This window comes from Amycolatopsis sp. NPDC004079 (genome assembly GCF_040610415.1).
In the GTDB taxonomy this organism is placed as follows: domain Bacteria; phylum Actinomycetota; class Actinomycetes; order Mycobacteriales; family Pseudonocardiaceae; genus Amycolatopsis; species Amycolatopsis halotolerans.
The window spans coordinates 58,197-74,392 of the sequence record NZ_JBEXMH010000007.1; the positions used below are offsets into that span (position 1 = coordinate 58,197).

At 67.7% G+C, this 16,196-nt stretch carries 18 protein-coding genes; 12 read left to right on the top strand and 6 right to left on the bottom strand.

What is annotated here, in order from left to right; all coding sequences use genetic code 11:
* The first annotated feature begins 330 nt into the window (after window positions 1-330).
* The 6 genes from ABZX37_RS10050 (at window position 331) to ABZX37_RS10075 (ending at window position 8,298) form a co-directional block, all read left to right on the top strand.
* The gene (locus ABZX37_RS10050) at window positions 331-1,104 is read left to right on the top strand and encodes a hypothetical protein (protein WP_354737905.1); all 774 of its coding nucleotides are present in this window, start codon (window positions 331-333) and stop codon (window positions 1,102-1,104) included.
* A gap of 52 nt (window positions 1,105-1,156) precedes the next feature.
* On the top strand, window positions 1,157-1,345 hold the full coding sequence (locus ABZX37_RS10055; protein WP_354737907.1) for a hypothetical protein: 189 nt from the start codon (window positions 1,157-1,159) through the stop codon (window positions 1,343-1,345).
* Between the two features lie 2,331 nt (window positions 1,346-3,676).
* Window positions 3,677-4,675 (top strand): replication protein RepA, encoded by a 999-nt coding sequence (locus ABZX37_RS10060; protein WP_354737909.1) that lies wholly within the window; start codon window positions 3,677-3,679, stop codon window positions 4,673-4,675.
* A gap of 528 nt (window positions 4,676-5,203) precedes the next feature.
* Entirely contained in the window at window positions 5,204-5,674 is a 471-nt protein-coding gene (locus tag ABZX37_RS10065; protein ID WP_354737911.1) for a hypothetical protein, read from the top strand.
* Between the two features lie 864 nt (window positions 5,675-6,538).
* Complete coding sequence (locus ABZX37_RS10070) at window positions 6,539-7,441, top strand: aminoglycoside phosphotransferase family protein (protein WP_354737913.1); 903 nt, start codon at window positions 6,539-6,541, stop codon at window positions 7,439-7,441.
* A gap of 380 nt (window positions 7,442-7,821) precedes the next feature.
* Entirely contained in the window at window positions 7,822-8,298 is a 477-nt protein-coding gene (locus ABZX37_RS10075; protein WP_354737915.1) for a hypothetical protein, read from the top strand.
* Window positions 8,299-8,496: 198 nt separating this feature from the next.
* Here the strand turns inward: ABZX37_RS10075 and ABZX37_RS10080 are convergent, their stop codons facing one another.
* Window positions 8,497-8,943 (bottom strand): winged helix-turn-helix domain-containing protein, encoded by a 447-nt coding sequence (locus ABZX37_RS10080; protein ID WP_354737917.1) that lies wholly within the window; start codon window positions 8,941-8,943, stop codon window positions 8,497-8,499.
* Window positions 8,944-9,076: 133 nt separating this feature from the next.
* Here ABZX37_RS10080 and ABZX37_RS10085 point away from each other — a divergent pair, with 133 nt between their 5' ends.
* Window positions 9,077-9,652 carry a hypothetical protein gene (locus ABZX37_RS10085; RefSeq protein ID WP_354737918.1) on the top strand — a complete coding sequence of 192 codons (576 nt, stop codon included), beginning with the start codon at window positions 9,077-9,079 and terminating at the stop codon, window positions 9,650-9,652.
* 9 nt (window positions 9,653-9,661) lie between these two features.
* On the opposite strand, the gene ABZX37_RS10090 is transcribed toward ABZX37_RS10085, so the two are convergent.
* The gene (locus tag ABZX37_RS10090; RefSeq protein ID WP_354737920.1) at window positions 9,662-9,811 is read right to left on the bottom strand and encodes a hypothetical protein; all 150 of its coding nucleotides are present in this window, start codon (window positions 9,809-9,811) and stop codon (window positions 9,662-9,664) included.
* 325 nt (window positions 9,812-10,136) lie between these two features.
* Between ABZX37_RS10090 and ABZX37_RS10095 the strand changes: the two genes are divergently transcribed.
* From ABZX37_RS10095 to ABZX37_RS10115, 5 genes are all read left to right on the top strand, one after another.
* A complete protein-coding gene (locus ABZX37_RS10095) occupies window positions 10,137-10,658 on the top strand; it encodes a hypothetical protein (RefSeq protein WP_354737922.1) in 522 nt (173 codons plus the stop codon).
* 220 nt (window positions 10,659-10,878) lie between these two features.
* Complete coding sequence (locus ABZX37_RS10100; protein ID WP_354737924.1) at window positions 10,879-11,817, top strand: hypothetical protein; 939 nt, start codon at window positions 10,879-10,881, stop codon at window positions 11,815-11,817.
* A gap of 86 nt (window positions 11,818-11,903) precedes the next feature.
* On the top strand, window positions 11,904-12,197 hold the full coding sequence (locus tag ABZX37_RS10105; protein ID WP_354737925.1) for a hypothetical protein: 294 nt from the start codon (window positions 11,904-11,906) through the stop codon (window positions 12,195-12,197).
* 304 nt (window positions 12,198-12,501) lie between these two features.
* Window positions 12,502-13,263 (top strand): hypothetical protein, encoded by a 762-nt coding sequence (locus ABZX37_RS10110; protein WP_354737927.1) that lies wholly within the window; start codon window positions 12,502-12,504, stop codon window positions 13,261-13,263.
* Entirely contained in the window at window positions 13,260-13,487 is a 228-nt protein-coding gene (locus tag ABZX37_RS10115) for a hypothetical protein (RefSeq protein ID WP_354737929.1), read from the top strand. Before ABZX37_RS10110 ends, ABZX37_RS10115 begins: the two co-directional genes overlap by 4 nt.
* A gap of 9 nt (window positions 13,488-13,496) precedes the next feature.
* Here ABZX37_RS10115 and ABZX37_RS10120 read toward each other — a convergent pair whose 3' ends face one another.
* From ABZX37_RS10120 to ABZX37_RS10135, 4 genes are all read right to left on the bottom strand, one after another.
* Entirely contained in the window at window positions 13,497-14,033 is a 537-nt protein-coding gene (locus ABZX37_RS10120) for a DUF6879 family protein (RefSeq protein WP_354737931.1), read from the bottom strand.
* 186 nt (window positions 14,034-14,219) lie between these two features.
* The gene (locus ABZX37_RS10125) at window positions 14,220-14,438 is read right to left on the bottom strand and encodes a hypothetical protein (protein ID WP_354737933.1); all 219 of its coding nucleotides are present in this window, start codon (window positions 14,436-14,438) and stop codon (window positions 14,220-14,222) included.
* A gap of 1 nt (window position 14,439) precedes the next feature.
* Window positions 14,440-15,282, bottom strand: coding sequence for a phosphoribosylaminoimidazolesuccinocarboxamide synthase (locus tag ABZX37_RS10130; protein ID WP_354737935.1), 843 nt, complete (start codon window positions 15,280-15,282; stop codon window positions 14,440-14,442).
* A complete protein-coding gene (locus ABZX37_RS10135) occupies window positions 15,279-16,055 on the bottom strand; it encodes a GntR family transcriptional regulator (RefSeq protein WP_354737937.1) in 777 nt (258 codons plus the stop codon). The genes ABZX37_RS10130 and ABZX37_RS10135 overlap by 4 nt, the downstream gene beginning before the upstream one ends.
* Between the last annotated feature and the right edge of the window lie 141 nt (window positions 16,056-16,196).

Here is a 16,196-nt window from a genome sequence, read left to right on the forward strand (position 1 = left end):
AGCGAGCTCATGTAGTCCGTCCAGTCCGGCAGTCTCGCCCCTGTGACAGGTCAGCATCCTCTACCCCTTCTGTACGGGAGCCAGTACAGAAGGGGTAGCCGCAGACGGGTGACGTCGCCTGGCTGCGGTCGGAGCCGTCCCGCTACAGTCAAAAAGCGACAAGGGCATGCGCTGGCCCTTCTCTGAGTCGACCGGTCCCCACGTGGCCAGCGGCGCTGAGGACAAGCTTGGCTTCCCATTCGGGGAGGACTCACGCGCGAGGCGAACCCGCAGCCGTCATGTCTGGCGAATTGTGCGGGGTGACGTGGGCTCCCGCGCGAGGAGGACCGGATGGGCAAACGCAGCGCTCGTCGCCGCAAGGCCGCGATCAAGACGCACATGGCCGAGCACAAGATCGGCAAGTACACCGAGGCTGCCCGCGTCGTCGACGGTAGTCGTACACAGGCTGCTGCGCGGCATGTTGTGCTCGGAGGCTTCCACCGCGGTGGCGAAGGGAAGTCCTCGGCCGAGGTCCCGTTTCTCCCCTTCGACATGCTGTGGAAGGCCCGCAAGGGCGACCCGCTCACGATGCCTGCTGCCGCCGTGCGTCTCGATCGAGTGTGGAACAGGCTCTGCACCTTGGCCAAGCATCGCGACGTCATCGGCTCGGGGCGCTCGTCCGGGGATGCCGATGCGATGTTGGCGGAGGGTCTCGCCTGGGGAACTGCGTCGCTGGTACTCGACTGGCTGGTGCAATCCGCGCGCAGTGAGGATCCCGCGCGGGTCTCCGATTGGCTCGCGTCGCGCGGTCGGGTGCTGTCTGAGGCCCAGTACGCGGTGTTGGAGCGGCTTCTGGGTGATCCGGGTCTGCGCCGCGATCGCGGCCGTCCCGTCACGGATGCCGATTCCGTCGAGTGCCTCCAGTGGCTGGACGCCGTGCTGGCTGCGTCAGGACCGGACCTGGCCGCGCGGTCGGGTGCCGACGGCGCGACCGGTCTCTGTGCGGCCATGTTGCTGGCGCGCGGGGAAGCAGAGCCCGGTCCGATCATTGTGGACAGTGCCAGCGCGGAAGAGACGTTGCGATGGCGGGAAGTCTGGCCCTCTGCAGGGAATCCGCGATCCTGATCGAGCGGGTTGTGGAAGTCGTGGATTGCGACGATCCGCGACGGATCATCGCGTGCTCGACCTCGTGCCCGACGCTAGCCGGCAGACCACCCTCGCCCGGCTGATCTCAGATGCCGGGTGGGGCACGCAGCGCCGCATCGAGCGTGCGGACAGGAAATGCGGCGACGGGGGAGCGGTTCGCGTCGTTCGTCTGCCGCCGTTCGCGTGGCGGGAGGTGACGCAGGGCGGCCCTTGTCTGTGAGCCGGGTGCGGCACGAGGACCTCGCTGCGAGATCGGTTCCGGAGCAACGTCGCGTGCCGACGTCGGAGTCTTCCTGTTCCGTTGGCCTTGCCTGCGGGGCGAATGCGGCCGGGCAGCGGCACCTCGCCACTGGCACCGGTCCCGAGGACGAGCGTACCGTCGACTCGCGGGACGAATCTGTTGTCGGGGAGGAGTTCGCACCTCGGCTGTTCTGTCGACTGCGGCTCGGTTGTCAGGGGCGGAGGCCGAGGCCGTCTAATGCTGCTAAGAGGCCTGGGGGAGCTGTAGTACTCACCTGGCCCGACTCGGCTTCGCATCGGGCGACGAAGCCGGCGAGCAGTGGGCCGCGTCCAGCGCCGAGGTGGACGGTAGCGTGCACCGAACGCCACCTTGCGTGTTGAAGCGGCAACTTCCCTGACTGTCTTGTCCGGCCGAAGATTGCGGACATGCACGGAGCTGGGTGGCGAGTGTTGCTCGCCGGGTTGTTGGGGTCGGCAGCCGTTGGCAGCTGGTCTAGTCCTTTCCAAGGCGGGAAGGCAAGTGGTCGGCGGGGCCCGTTGCTCCGATGCGTCGCTCTACCTCGCTAAGCCTGCTGTTGGTCGCTTGGCCAGTCTCTTGTGATGCCGGTTGCCCGAACCTGGCATATAACTCAACCCAAGTGACAGTCCTAGCTTCGACCGGAACCCGCCATCGCTTGAAGTTGGCGACGTAGCTCCACCAGGCGAGGGAGGCTGGCACGACGTGCTTTATGTCGGCGGCCGCGGGTCGATTTGGTGATGAGTGACCTGGTTCGACTTCGTCGTGGACGTGCCCTCTGTTTGCCATGGGCCAGACGGTAGTCGTTCGCGTGCTCGATAGTCCGGTTGCGGTTCCAGGGTGCTGGGCCGGACGTCGCTCTCATCGTCGAATATTCGTTCAGCAGCAACGAAAGGTTCGTCCGCAGCTCGCTCGCCTAGAGCGGGTGGAAGATCACCGGCAACGTGGCCAGGGGGCCGCCGTAGGGACGCGAGTTCCATCAGCGTGTGTAGCGGTAGCCGGCCAGCGCAGGTTCGCCATGCGCGTCGGGTCCGGCCCCTCGGGAGCTCATACCGCCAGCCGATCTATTTGCAGGCTTTCTCCGTAGCCGCGAAGGCGGCCGCGTCCTGCGGCTTGATCCGGCCGCGTGGTCGGCAGAAGACCACGAGCGCTGCGCCGTCCGCCAGGCGCGCGAAGTAGCCCGGAGCGTGGCGACGTCCGCGATCGCCTTCGTCCCAGCTCAGCCAGAACGGCTGCGAAGAAAGGCCCATCACCTCGGCTGCGAAGTCCAGCTAGACGACGTTGTTGCGCTGGCCTCGAAACGCCGGGAACGACCGCACAGGAGCTGTGTTCTCAAACGGGTACGTCGCAACCGACGGGAGCGGCTGCAGCAGCTCACCGACGTCCCGGTCGACGAACACGACCTGGAAACCAGGCGAGGGCACACTCAGCGACTGCACCGCCTGAGACGAGACCCGCCACCGCCAGCCCTCGATCGACGAAACGCGCCAAACGTACTGATGGACTCCCAGGTCTCACCGTCGGGGTAGCCCCAATCGCAGACGACCCACCGCACCAGGACCGCGCCAGATCCACTGCCGCAGCGCCACCCAAACGCCAACTTCCCTGACGATCCACATCTGCGGCCTGTCTGCTACTAGAAGATCTTTCTACAAGAAGCTTAATAGGGGGCCTTGGGCACGTGCTCTGACCTGCAGCGATAGTGACATCGTTCCCCCTCTTATGCGGATTGTTCCCCCTCCTATGTCGGGCGTCCTGGGGAAACACCGGTCGGGAAGTCCCCCTCTTAAGTGTGGAGCATCCTGGTCGCGCGCCGGTTGTCCACACATCGGGGACGTGTTCCCCCTCTTATGTCGGGACAAGTCGAGTGGTTCGCCCGGTGCCATCGTCCCGTCGACCCGTCAATGCGCAGATTCCCCCTCTTATGTCGGGACAAATCCGCCGGGAAAGCCCCTGCGGGCCCGAAAGGAGCGCGGCCGCAACTGAACGTAGTCATACGTCACGTAGCGTCGATCTACGACAGGTCGGATCGTCCCCCTCTTATGCTCTCTGGCACGTGCCCCTCGCGAAGTTCCCCCTCTTATGTCGGGACAGCCCGGCAGCCTCAATCTCGACGCATCGCCTGCCGTCACCCGATCGGGATTCGACCCCCCAGGTCAGGGTCAAATTCGACGACGTTCCCCCTCTTATGTACGACCCAGCAGCGCGCCGCACAGGCTCTCGATGTCCGTGACCTGCGGTGTTCCTCGGCGTGCCGTCGACACCCCAGCGCCGTCGAACCCCTAGTCTGTGCCGATGCCAGCGGCCAAGGGGCGTCCCAAGAACGCAACCGTCGAGCGTGCGAACCAAATCACCGAATACCGCCAGAACGGCGGCGGCAAGTCCCTCGTCTTCCAGGCCGCTCCGCTGACCCTGGCGTCGCTGCCGTACCGGCAGCCCAAAGCGGGCACCGACGTCTGGGTGCGACGCAACGGGGACTTCTGGCTCACCCTCCGCCCCGGAGTGAGCATGAAACCCAATGGCGAACATGGCAGCTACGGCTGGCCTTTTGGCGTGATCCCTCGGGCGCTGCTGATGTGGGTTACCGCCGAAGCATTGCGCACGAAGGACCCAAAGATCGAACTGGGTTCGTCGTTGTCCGACTTCGTGGTGAAGCTTCTGGGTCAACGGGCGACGAGCGGTCCCAATGGGACGCGCACCCGGGTCAAGGAGCAGGCGAACAGGCTGTTCAACGCCGACATCAGCTATCAATGGATGGGCAACGGCGACCGGATTCAGGCCGGTGTCAACCTGAAAATCGCCAGGGCATGGCGGCTAGATCTCGGCGACGGAGAGATGGGGCAGGAGTCGCTGTTCCCCTCCTACGTCCAACTCTCCGGAGACTTCTTCGAAGAGATCATCAAAAGCCCCGTGCCGCTGGACCTCGAAGCCGTCCGGCTGCTGGGGTCCGCTGCCGCAATGGACCTCTACGCCTTCATCACCTACAAGACGTTCGTCCTCAACAAAACCGGAAAATACTTCCTGCTCACCTGGGACGGCATGGGCGATCAGTTCGGGTACCAGTTCCCGAAGACGTCCAAAGGTCGGTACAAGCTCAAGGAAAAAGTGCTGCCCGCATGGGAAAGCGTCCGCCGCGTCTACCCGAAAGCCAACGTCACCGTCACCGACGACGGACTGCTGCTGGGCCCAGGGCCGACGGCGGTGCAGCCGAGAAAGAGCAGCCCTAAGTTGGGAACTGGGGCCGGGGCTTGGTCTGGGGCACCGGAGCTAATTTCCGGCAACTCATCAGCCTAGGCAGACACATCTGAGCCCGGCGGGGTTGGTCGCGCGCGCATCACGCCTGCCCTGCTCAATCGGGCCGGGCTTTAATGGCGGCAGGCTCATGATGGTCCCCATCGGCTTCGCAGGAGTGCGCTTGCATCTGCGCGCGTGAGGCTCCCGGTGCCGGAAGTGCCAGTCGGTGCGCGCGCACCGACGCAATCTTCCCGCCGGGCACCTTATCGGCGCTCCCGGATGCTGTCCGAGCCCACCTCGCCGTCACGGCTGTCCCGTAGGACTACCGGCCGCGCAGCACCCTGTCGGTGCTAGACCTCCGCCGTCGACGTCCCCTGGGCGGCCGCGTCGATGCGCGCCCTCTCCAAAGGCGAGGCGGCACTAGCCAGAGTGAACGAGCGCACCGACGCCAGACACATCAGATGCCCGCACGTCGGCCCGAACCCTGCTTGACATCTGCGGGTGGGTCGAGCGGGGAGGGGGTCGGCAGCAACCGGGCCATCGGTCGCGCGCCGCCGTCGAAGCAACGGGAAGAAGGATCTCAGAATCGTGTTCTGTATTTATGTCAACCGGGAACAGGAAAGCCGTTTGACCGACGCATCCGCCACGGGTATTTGGGAATTCGAGCCGCGCGATCTTCAGCGCTGGCGGTCTTCCGCTCTGCAGGACGTTGCGATCTTCGGCTGCCGCGGACCGAACGCCCGGATGCCGCCGGGAAGCTGGGGAAACGCCACGCTGCATCGGATCGTCGCCGCGCGGGTCCTCGTATGCGAGTCCACCGAGTCGGATAGGGAGCGGCTGAGGTCCGAGGTCTTCGGTGACGAATGGAATGTCCGCAGCCGATGCGTGGGCGAGGACGTCATGGAATCGCTGCGCCTTTCGGCCAACAATGCAGGACGGCCGACCCCTGTCGCGTATTGGCCGGCGTTGGCGCATCTTGCTCAGCTGGTGCAACCGGCTCGCAGCCGGGGTCTCGATCCGATCCAGTCGTTGGTGTCTCTGATTGCCGCAGGTCGATGATCGGTCGCGCACGCCTCCGAGTTTCGAGAAGACGCGCGGTTGGGTGATCCGGAGGTTTACGCCGCGCGGGTCCGTAGCGCGTGCGATCAGTCGTTGCGGATGGCCGGAGCGGACATATTCGAGCTCGACGTCCAGTGGTTCGCCAGTGCGCCAGGCTTCGTCGACTCGATGACCGGCACCGAAGCTTGGGGGGACCCGCCGGTGTCCTGGCTTCCCCGACAACGACAACCACCGCATCACCGCGCCGACGACTGTGTGGTGCTTGATATCCACCGGGCATCCGAGTGTGGATGGGTTGTCACGCAAGCGATTGCGGTCGCGACATCGCGGATTGCCGGCCGAGGCGGAGGTTTACTTGACGGTCAAACGCGTATGGAACCTGGGAGATCCTGAGCCCTATCCGTGGCCGGATGTATCGGACCGAGATGGCCTCGGCTGGGGATCGTGCCCAGCAGGTTGGCACTGCGAAGCCTCGGAGAAAAGCGGCGATGGTTGTTTGGGCTGGACCACATTCCTGATGCGTCACGGCCCAGTGACCGAGCGGTAGCGGCGCATTCGCCGAACGTCGTCGTCACTCCGGGCGCGTTCGGCAAGGGCGGCCGCGGAACTCGCGGATGCAGGCGTGGCATCGGGCCAAGACATCGCCTCTGCCGCGCCCTCACCCGCGGGCGATCCCGTGTCCATGCCCGTGCCGGACGACGGCAGCACGACCGCCGCAGACAACTAAACGCGCGTCCGGCTAATGACCAGCAGCGGGCGTTCGGTGCCGCGTGGCGCGCTGCGCGCGAGCGGCGGCGCTCTTCGGACGACGCGTGTTTCGGCGAGTCGGGCAGCGGTGGCCGGGTGGTCCGTAGCATCAGCGGCATGCCGGACGAGGGCGACAGCGTGCTGATCGAGAAGTCCGCGCGGAATGTGCTCGAGGAGGCCTGCGCGAAGGCGGGAGTCAACGCGTCGGGGTCCGAGCTGGTCCGGCTGGGCTCGAACGCGGTGTTCCGCGTTCCGGGAAACGTCATCGTGCGGATCGGGCGCGACGTCGATGTGTCGGATGCCGCGGGTTTGCAGGTCGCGGTGGCCCGCTGGTTGGCAGGGGAGCGGTACCCGGCGAACCGCGCGCTCGACATCGCCCAGCCGGTGTCCGCGGCGGGGCATGTTGTCACCTTCTGGGAATCGGCTGCGGACGACGAGCGCTACGCCCCGATCCGGGACGTCGCGCGCCTTCTTCGCGACCTGCATGCCCTTGACGTTCCAGCCAGCCTGAATCTGCCGCAGAAGCGCCCGTTCGCGGAGTTGGCCGAGAGAACGGCCGCGTTGGATCGCGTCGATCCGGATATTGGTTGTTTTCTCCGGGAGCGCGCCGCGGAACTAGAATGGGACTACCGGTCGCTGGACTTCGTTCTGCCGCGTGGCTTGATCCACGGCGACGCCAACGTCGGCAACGTCATTCTCGATCGCGGCGACCGGCCGGTGCTGATCGACCTCGACAGCGTCGGTGTCGGCCAGCGCGAGTGGGATCTGGTGCATACGGCGCTGTTCTGCGACCGTTTCTGCTGGCACATCGCCGAGGAGTACCGGGCGTTCGCCGACGTCTACGGCTTCGACATCCTGCAGTGGCCCGGATATCCGGTGCTGGCCGACTACCGGGAACTGTCCATGACCGCCTGGCTGTGCGGCAAAGCCGCCGGCGACCCGGCCGCCGCGGCCGAGGCCCGGAAGCGGATCGCGGCCCTTGAAAACGGCGGGTCCCGGCGCGACTGGATGCCGTACTGAACTGTGGTGTCCGCGACGTCGGAACCTCCGCCGGCCCCGAAACGGTCGTGGACTGCGGCTGGACTGCCGCAGGCCGCTCTGCTTTCTCTCTCTTGTTCGGCATGTCAGGCCGGCTGTCTCCGCAGCGACGGTTCCATTGATCACGGTTCGGCTCGTGCGGTGAGCGCCGGTATTGGCCGGTCGCGCGCAACCACCGTTCGTCTATGGTCTCGACGGTCCGCGGTCCGCGGTCGAGTCTCGCCGCACCGGAATCCCCGGGTGCGGGCGGGTCGAAGCCGTTGCCGGTAGCTTCTCGGGGACATGAGCGCAGCGGATTCGTCCGACCCCGACCACCCGAACCAGGACATGCACACTGTCCTCGCCACAGTGGAGGACGATGGGTGCGTGCGGGCTGGTCGACGAAGTTTCGAGACTTCCCCGACGTCACCTGGGCCGGCACGTTGGACGACCTGCGGGTATTCATGGTCGAGTTGATCGACGAGCACCGAGGGCGGATAGACGACGGCTTCTTCGAACAGCAGCTGCGTCACGCGGACGAACAGGCGACGGCTGCCCGGGCGGTCGGCTTCAGCAAGGTCCGTTACGGGCTTCTCGTCCGACCGTGCAAGATCGCCCGACGCGCCGACGGCACATGGGACCGCAGCTTGTTCTGGCAGGTGTGCATGCAGTACGTCGCGCCGACCAGGCCGGTGACAAAGCTGGCGTACGCCGCTGTCGTTGCCGCGCCCCGTCTCCTGTCGGACGGCGACGCGTCGGCGTTGCGGGTCATGGGGTACCGCGACGCCGCCGACGTCGCGCGGCGGATCAGGCAGCGACCCGCGCTCGGCATTCCGGAGCCGAACAGCGAGCTCGGCTGAACACAGCACGGCAGCACCGCGATCGCCTCCCCCCGCCTGCCACGGCGCGACGACAGGGTGGCGGGGATACGGGCGATCGGCAACCGGGGCCATCTCGGTCGCCAGGGCCTGGCTGCCGAGGGCGTCGTACGGCGCGGTGCGTCCCTGAGTGAGGTCAAGGACGCGGCACAGCCGCCGACGTCCTCGGCCACGGCACTGCTAGGCGCCGAAGGAGCTCAACCCGTCGATGAGGAGGCTCTGTTCGTCCGTGGCAGCGGCGAGCAGCGCGGCGGTGTGCCGGTAGTGGGCGCTGCCGCGTTCGTGCTCGGCCTGCAGGGCGGTGAGGACGTCGATCCGGGCGCGTAGCTGGCAGAGCCGGTCGAGCACTCGCCGCACCTCGCCGACCCGGTCGGTCCCTGACGGGCGGACGGGCGTGGTGCGCACGAACACGCCGATGCCCTGGCGGGAGGCGACCAGTCCTTCGGTGCGCAGTTCCCGGATCGCGCTCTGCACGGTCATCGGCGCGAGACCGTAGCGTTTCCGCAGAGCGGGCGACGAGGGAAGGCGGTCACCCGGCCGGAACTCGCCGTCGGCGATCGCGTCCCGGATGATCGCGGCGAGCTGGCGGAACGGCGGCGCGGGGTCGTCGGGCTGGAAGTCGCGCATCGGGCCACCGTAGCGGGCGTGATCGTCGGATCCGGGCTGGTCGAGGCCGGGGAGCCCGGAAATTGTCGGTGCCTGCGGCTACCGTGCGCCGCAGTCCGGTTCCGCCCGTGCACGAGTCGAAGAGAGGCCTCCCGTGACGACAGCACAGTGGTTCGGCGACATCCTGTCGTGGCGTCGCGGCGACGACGGCTGGGAAGCCCGCCACGGCGGGAAGCTGCACGAGATCGTCAAGCTGTCCCGCCGCGACGCGGACGCGCAGCGCACCTCTCCCGGCTGGCACCTGATCCACCACGAACCCGGCGCCGCCTGGTGCGGACCCAGGCTCGGCCGCACCCTCGACCGCGCGCTGCGGATGGCCGAGGCGCACATCCTCGTGCCCTACCCCCAGTGGTTCGCCGCCGACGGCGCGCCGGGGTTCATCACCGCGATGACCGGCGGCGGCGGGGCGTGGGCGAAGCACCGGCTGGTGGCCTACCCCGACCACGAACGCCGGTGCATCACCGCGCACCGCGACGACGGCGCCGACACCGTGGTCGGCGAGATCCGGCCGCGGTTCCTCCTCGACGGCGATCCGGCCCTCGAACCGGTCCGCATCCTGTGGACGCCGAAGCGGGCCGCCGGTCCGTTCCTGGCTGCGTCGATGTCCTGGCACACCGCCGCCGCGGGCCTCGCCCGCGCAACGGACGACCTGGCCGCCCCTGCCTCCTGAACCGGCGCTTCAGCCTCCTGGCACGGACCACAGTCGGGCGACGGCGGCGCGTTCGGCGTCGGTGAACCAGCCGAACCATGAGGCGGGGTCGCGCCGGTCGAACTGGCGCACCGCGCCGAGGACGTCGTGCGGTCGGCGGTGTCCCGGCAGAGCCAGCACGCGGCATCCGTCGCGCGGAAATGCGCGGCCGCGGCAGACCAGCGGATCGCCTCCCTCGCACCGTCCGCAGCCGACGCCCATGGCGTAGCCCCTTGCCTCCTCGGAGTCTTCCGGCTGCCGGCGGGCACGATACACCGCAACGCCTGCAGGGGCGGAGATTCCGGTCCGGGATCGGGAAACGCCTCGAGGCCGGATGTGAAACAGCGATCGCTTCCGCTGCCCCGTGCCGGCGGGACAGAGTCGGCACCGGCATCGGCGGAGCCGTTGGCTGCGCCCGTGAGCAGAACCGGGCGCGCGCCGGACCGGCACAGGAACGAGGACGCTCATGGGAGCCGTGGATTTCTACGAGTACCAGGTCGGGACGGACGTCGCCGAAGCCTTCCGCGCAGCCGTGGAACACGCGCAGCGCGAGCACGGCACACGCGGCTGCACCGGCACGATCGCGGACAAAGGCGGCGACGGGTTCGTGATCGTGTCAGCGGTGCCGGTGGTCTTGTCCGAGGCACGGTTCGCGGCTCGAGGGATCCTCACCGCCCCAGGCGGGAACCGGTGGACGAAGGCGAACATCGGCCACCGCGGAGGCCCGGCCGGCGCGATCGCCGTCACTCGCGGCCGACGCGAGCACGCGGTCGAGATCCCGGTCGTGCCCGGCGGCCACGCCGACAAAGCCGCAGCCGTTTCCGCTGCGGTCACAGGACAGCCGACGGCCGGCGAGCATGTCGTCGACGGCGGGGACGGCGTCTTCGAAACCGACGGCCTGCGGATGCTGCGCGGATCGGCCACGGTGCGCGCCGCGGGCGCGGACCTGCACACCGGGTGGCTGTTCTTCGGCTCCGCGCCGGTGTGACACGCGAGCCCGGCACAACCCAGCAGGGCTTTGGGGACTGTCGTTGGGACGGGCTCCCCGTCGTGCTTGCGGAGTCCGAGAACACGACCTGACGGCGGAGCCAGCGGCCCGCGCAGCCGAGTCGGCCCCCGCGAGCACGAGGCAGCCGATCGACGCCTCCCGTCGGGTTCACCCGTCCGGCCTGTCGCGGTTCAATATTGCACTGGTCTAATATTGAACCGTGACCGAGGACATGCCTGCCGCGCCGGTGCCGGACAAGGTGCGCGCCCTGGCGCGGCTGACCCAGCTCAGGGAATGGGCCGAGCGTCGCGACGAACTCGTCTGCGACGCCCAGCGCGCCCGCGCGACCTACGCCGAGATCATGGCCGCCAGCGGACTGGCCAAACACACCATCAGCGCCATCCTCGGCCGCGCCGGCCTCACCGGCGACCGGCCGGCGCACCCGGAGGACACGATGCTCGCTGCCGCCCTGTCCGTGGACTATCCGCACCAGCCCCACTTCGTCCGGGTGGAACCCGCACCCGAGGGCGACCACGCCAACATCCTGTGCCGCTACCTCAACAGGTCAGGGATGACGCCGACACCGCGCGTGAAATTCACCTTCGAGGCATTCACCGGCGACGAACCCGAACCCCTGCTGCCGTCCATCGCAGATCTGGACCGCGCCTCCGCAATGCGCAACGAAGCCCCGTTCGCGTCGGCACTGTGCGAGACTGAGTGGCGCGTGGCCCGCGACCTGTGGCGGCTGGCGCGGCACACCCGCCGACTGCTGCCCGTCCTCGACGACGCCGCCGTCGTCTGGACCCGCTACGACCACGCCCGCGACACGATGAACAGGCTCTACCGCGGCCTGGGAACCACCGCCAAGTGGAACCAGGCCGTCATGCGCCTGCTCGACGCACAGGAAAACGCCTTGAACGAGGCGGAAGACTGGGGCCGCGTCTCCCGCCTCATCGCCGAAGCAGAAGACCAGAAGCACCTCTTTTTCCCGAGCTTCACCGTCCTCGCCAGCCAGCACGGGATCGACGAACACGCGTCGTTGTGGCAACTGGACCCCGACGCCCGCGCGACCGTGGAATCCACGATCCGCGCGCAGAAACACCGCCTGCGGGAAATCCGCGAACTGTCCGGGACCGACAGCGAAGCGGACCGTACCTGACCCGCTCTACCCGACGAACGGGCCGTCTCTCCGCCCGCTGCCGCCGAGCCATTTCCGTCCGACCACCCATCTCCGCGGAGGGCACCATGAACTCGCCGAGCATTCCCCCAACCGGCCTGGTCGTCTCCGAGGCCAAGCCGCACCGCAGCGACGCCCGAAGTGACAACCGCGTCCACACCTTCTTCGTGACGGCCACTGCGGACCAGGTGGAAGCAGCACGGGACGCCGCGGTGACCATCCGGACGCGTTCTGACGGCCCGCCGGCCGACGACACGATCTTCGGCGGCGACCACGCCGTGCTGGTGGCCGTCGACAGGGCGGAGTTCATCGACGAAGTCCGGGACTGCGAACCCGGCCACGTCTACCTGGGACTGAGTTGACAACCCGTACCCGGGCGGGCCCGGCCGCGGACTGCCCGACACGCGCGGCCGCGTCCGCCCACCAGGCCCGCCCCCGAGAAGGACTGCGGTGAATGCCCGACGCGGCCTGCGCAGGCGGCTCACCGAATTCCGCAGAGACTGGGCCGCCGCCGACGAAGTCCTCAAGCGCCACCGGCAGCGCAACGCCTGCACACGCGCCACGTCCGGAGCGGCCCCGCAGGAACCCGCAGAAGGCTGGCCGCGAGCGAACGTCGGATTCGGTCCTGCTTTCCGTTGAATCGCCTGACAGCATCGGAGAATCGCAATGCCTGAAAAAGTGTCCCTGACCTGGGTCGAGACCGACGTCGGGCAGGTGTGGCGGTCGACCTGTGGTCGGTATGCGATCGTCGCGCACACGTTGCCGGAGAACCCGCCGAAAACGGAGTATCAGGCCCGGAGGATCGATCCGGCGATGGCCGCCGCGTACCCGCAGCGCGGCACCCTCGGTTTCCTGCTGCAGACTTCGCCGTGGTGCTGGAACAGCGAAAACAGTGTGCACAGCGCCGAGGCGAACTGCGAGCGGGACGCCTACGCCCTGGCCAACGAACGGCCGTTCCCGGAGAACTTCCCGGCGATCGCCATGGAGCGGTGCGGCGCGGGCCGTCGCGTGGCGCTGGTGATCGTGCGGGAGAACGGCGACCTGGTCGCCCGCCTCATGCACATGGCCCTGCACACGCACGAGGAAGGGTTCGTGCCCGAGTCGTCGCTGACGGAGATCAACTTGACCGAACTCGGCCTCGTCCCCGGCGAGAACGCGGAACTGGTGACCAGGACCGACCACGACACCGACCGGTGCGGCAACTGCGGCGTCAAAGTCGGCCAGGCCCACGACGAGCGGTGCTCGTTCGCCCGATGCGAGGCCACCGGCGGGCAGCGGCTGATGTGCACCTACTTCGGAGGCTCGCCCACCGCCGGCGCGGTGACCGTGGCTACAGGCGGGTCCCAGCAGGAGTTCGATGACTACTTCAAGGCCCCGCCCGGCCACGACTGCGGCCAGGACGTCTACCGCGGAAAGGCAGCACGATGAGCACCCGGGTCCGCGACCAGGACGCTCAGCGCCCCGGCTGGCAGCACCAACAGACGCGGCGGATGATCGCCGCGGCCGAGCGGGCGGTCACGCTGCGCGCAGCGAGGGACCAGGCGGCCGCCCTCCCAGTTTTCGCGGTCTGGGGCTCCTACAGCCTGCTGGCCAACGGCGACCTTCGCCGGGATCTGGACCCCGGCGGAAATGAGAGAGACAGCGTGCGTTGAGGTTGGGGACTACAGAGCAGGCAGGCTGTAGTCGCTGTGCGGGACGGACATCTCGATAGCTCGTTGGCGGTGTTCGACGAACTGGGCTACGTCGTCGCTCACCGTTCCGCTGCGGAATCGGCCCGTCCGGTCGTAGAACATGATCCAGACGAAGTGGTCGTCGAAAAGCCAATAGTCGTGGCTCCACAGTGGATTCAGGTCATCGGCAATGCGGTTGCGGTCGAGGATCCGGACTTCCTCGCCTGCGGCGATGTTCTCGCGGTAGGCGTGCACCTCCCACGCCGTGTACAGCGTGATCGGATGCCCCACGAGCCGCACCCGCGACACAGGCCGTCCCATCTCCTTGTTGGCCCGCGTCATCGCGTGCCACTCTTCCGCTTTCTCTTCCTCCACCGCCGGTCGCCCCGCCAGCCAGTCGGTGATCTTGGAATCCTCGCCGACATTGAACACGTCGAGCGTCTCCTGCCGCCAGGCGTAACTGCGGTAGCCGTCGAACAGTTCGTCGATCGTCGGCAGAGCAGGCCGTTGCGACCATCCCGAGACCACCGAGGCACCTCCAAGTGAAACCGGGCCGCGCGATCGCGAGCCCGAGGGCGAGTGAACGAGTTCATTCGGAGTTGTAGCGGATCCTGCGGTCCGGGTCGAACGCAACGTCGGCACAGGGGCTAGCACAACGACGGCCCATCCGCGCAGTGCGGATGGGCCGTCGCGAGAGTCAGCGATGGGTGCTTGCTAGTCGCCGTGCATGCGTGCGCTGTAGCGGGCTCCGCCGTCGAGATCGACGGCCTCGGCGAGCGGTCGCGTCGGGCAGATCTTGAACGCCGACAGCAGGTTTTCCGCGGCGTGGTTGACCCGGTCGTCGACGATGCCCGGTTCGTGGCCGAGGGTGCGCAAGAGGTCTTCGACGCCTGCGACGAACGTGTCGCGGTCTAGGGGCTGCCAGGCGGGCATGTCAGTCCTCCTTGGTCCAGGTGCGGCCGGTGATGCGCTCGTAGACCTCGGTGTAGCGCTGGCGGGTGGCTTCGACGATGTCGGCGGGGACTTCCGGACCGGGCGGGGTTTTGTCCCAGCCGGTCGTCAGGGACCAGTCGCGCACGAATTGCTTGTCGTACGCGCGCTGGGGGCCGCCGGGCTGCCACTCCTCGACCCGCCAGAAGCGCGACGAATCCGAGGTCAGGACCTCGTCGGCGAGGGTGAGAACGCCGTCGGCATCGACGCCGAACTCTAGCTTCGTGTCGGCGATGATCACGCCGCGTTCGCGAGCTCGGGCGGCGCCGGTGCGGTAGATCTCCAGCGTGAGTTCGCGCAGCCGGTCGGCGGTATCGCTGCCGACCTGATCGACGACCTCGCCGAAGCTCATGAACTCGTCGTGCCCGGTGTCGCTTTCCTTGGTCGTCGGGGTGAAGATCGGCTCGGGGAGCCGGTCGCCTTCCACCATGCCGGCGGGCAGCTGCACGCCGGAGATCGCGCCGTCGCGCTGGTATTCCCGCAGCCCGAGCCCGGCCAGGTAGCCGCGCGCGATGCACTCGACTTTGACCATCTGCAGCTTCTTGGCGCGCACGGCCCGGCGAGCGGGCAGGCCGGGGATGTCGTCGGTGGAAATCAGGTGGTTCGGGACGATGCCGGCCAGCTGCTCGAACCACCAATTGCTGAGCTGCGTGAGCAGCGCGCCTTTTTCCGGGATCGGGGTGGGGAGGGCGACGTCGTAGACTGAGACGCGGTCCGTGGCCACCAAGACCAAGTCGTCGCCGTCCTCGTACAGGTCTCGGACTTTGCCGGCGTGCACTTGCTTCACAGCTGCGGATTCTCCTTGGTAGCAGGGGTGGTCGGGGCGGTGCGGTACCAGCTCCACACGCCTTGGCGGTAGACCGATTCGCCGAGTTCGATCAGCTCGCCCTGGTCGTCACGGAAAAAATTGCGGGTGCGCTGCACGGCGGCGCCCGTGTCGATCCGCAACTGCTTGGCCTCGTCCTCGGTGGCGGTGCCGGCGGCGTACATGACCTCGACGTGGAAAGCCCGGTCGCCGTGGCCGGCCCGCTCAAGCGCGTACAACGTGGTGCCCTGCACGATCCGCTCCGCCACCAGCAGCCTCGGCGCCGCATCGACGAGCGCGCCGGAGAACCAGCTCGCCGACGTGGACACCGGTTCCTTCTGGTCGTTGTAGGTGGTGCGTAGCCGACGGATCAGTTGCTTCCCTGCGCTCGCGCCGAAGGCCTCCGTGATGTGCTCAGGGGCTTCGGCTGTGCCAGCGTCGAGGATCTCGGCGTAGTGCCCGGCCGGGTAAATCCTGCCACTGGCCGTCGCGAGAGAAACGTGATCCTGCGCCGACCGGTGCAGTGATCGGTCCCGCACCACCGCGCGGACGCCGGGTCGCACGTCGATCCATCCTTCGGAAGCCAGCGTGGTGATCGCTTTGGTCGCGGTGGGCCGGGCGATGCCCCACTCCTCGGAGATCTGACGCACCGAGGGCACCGTGTCACCGACCTTCAGTTCACCTGAGGTGATCTGGCCCTGGATGTGTCGCACAACCTGCAAGTACGGCGGGTCGGGGCGATCGATGGACGGCATGCAGGCTCCTCTGCGTGGTTTGGGGCAGTGTACTAGGACACCGAAGTCGACCAGCCGAAAAGTGGTAGCGGCCTCGCGGCAGTAGTGTCATATGACACCATCTTGACAGTGTCATATGACACTGCTTACGGTGGGTCCGTT

Coding starts and splice junctions, on each gene's coding strand:
- ABZX37_RS10135 (WP_354737937.1), bottom strand. CDS start 16,055: ATGCCGTCCATCGATCGCCCCGACCCGCCGTACTTGCAGGTTGTGCGA.
- ABZX37_RS10115 (WP_354737929.1), top strand. CDS start 13,260: ATGAGCACCCGGGTCCGCGACCAGGACGCTCAGCGCCCCGGCTGGCAG.
- ABZX37_RS10080 (WP_354737917.1), bottom strand. CDS start 8,943: ATGCGCGACTTCCAGCCCGACGACCCCGCGCCGCCGTTCCGCCAGCTC.
- ABZX37_RS10095 (WP_354737922.1), top strand. CDS start 10,137: ATGGGAGCCGTGGATTTCTACGAGTACCAGGTCGGGACGGACGTCGCC.
- ABZX37_RS10105 (WP_354737925.1), top strand. CDS start 11,904: ATGAACTCGCCGAGCATTCCCCCAACCGGCCTGGTCGTCTCCGAGGCC.
- ABZX37_RS10060 (WP_354737909.1), top strand. CDS start 3,677: ATGCCAGCGGCCAAGGGGCGTCCCAAGAACGCAACCGTCGAGCGTGCG.
- ABZX37_RS10050 (WP_354737905.1), top strand. CDS start 331: ATGGGCAAACGCAGCGCTCGTCGCCGCAAGGCCGCGATCAAGACGCAC.
- ABZX37_RS10070 (WP_354737913.1), top strand. CDS start 6,539: ATGCCGGACGAGGGCGACAGCGTGCTGATCGAGAAGTCCGCGCGGAAT.
- ABZX37_RS10125 (WP_354737933.1), bottom strand. CDS start 14,438: ATGCCCGCCTGGCAGCCCCTAGACCGCGACACGTTCGTCGCAGGCGTC.
- ABZX37_RS10110 (WP_354737927.1), top strand. CDS start 12,502: ATGCCTGAAAAAGTGTCCCTGACCTGGGTCGAGACCGACGTCGGGCAG.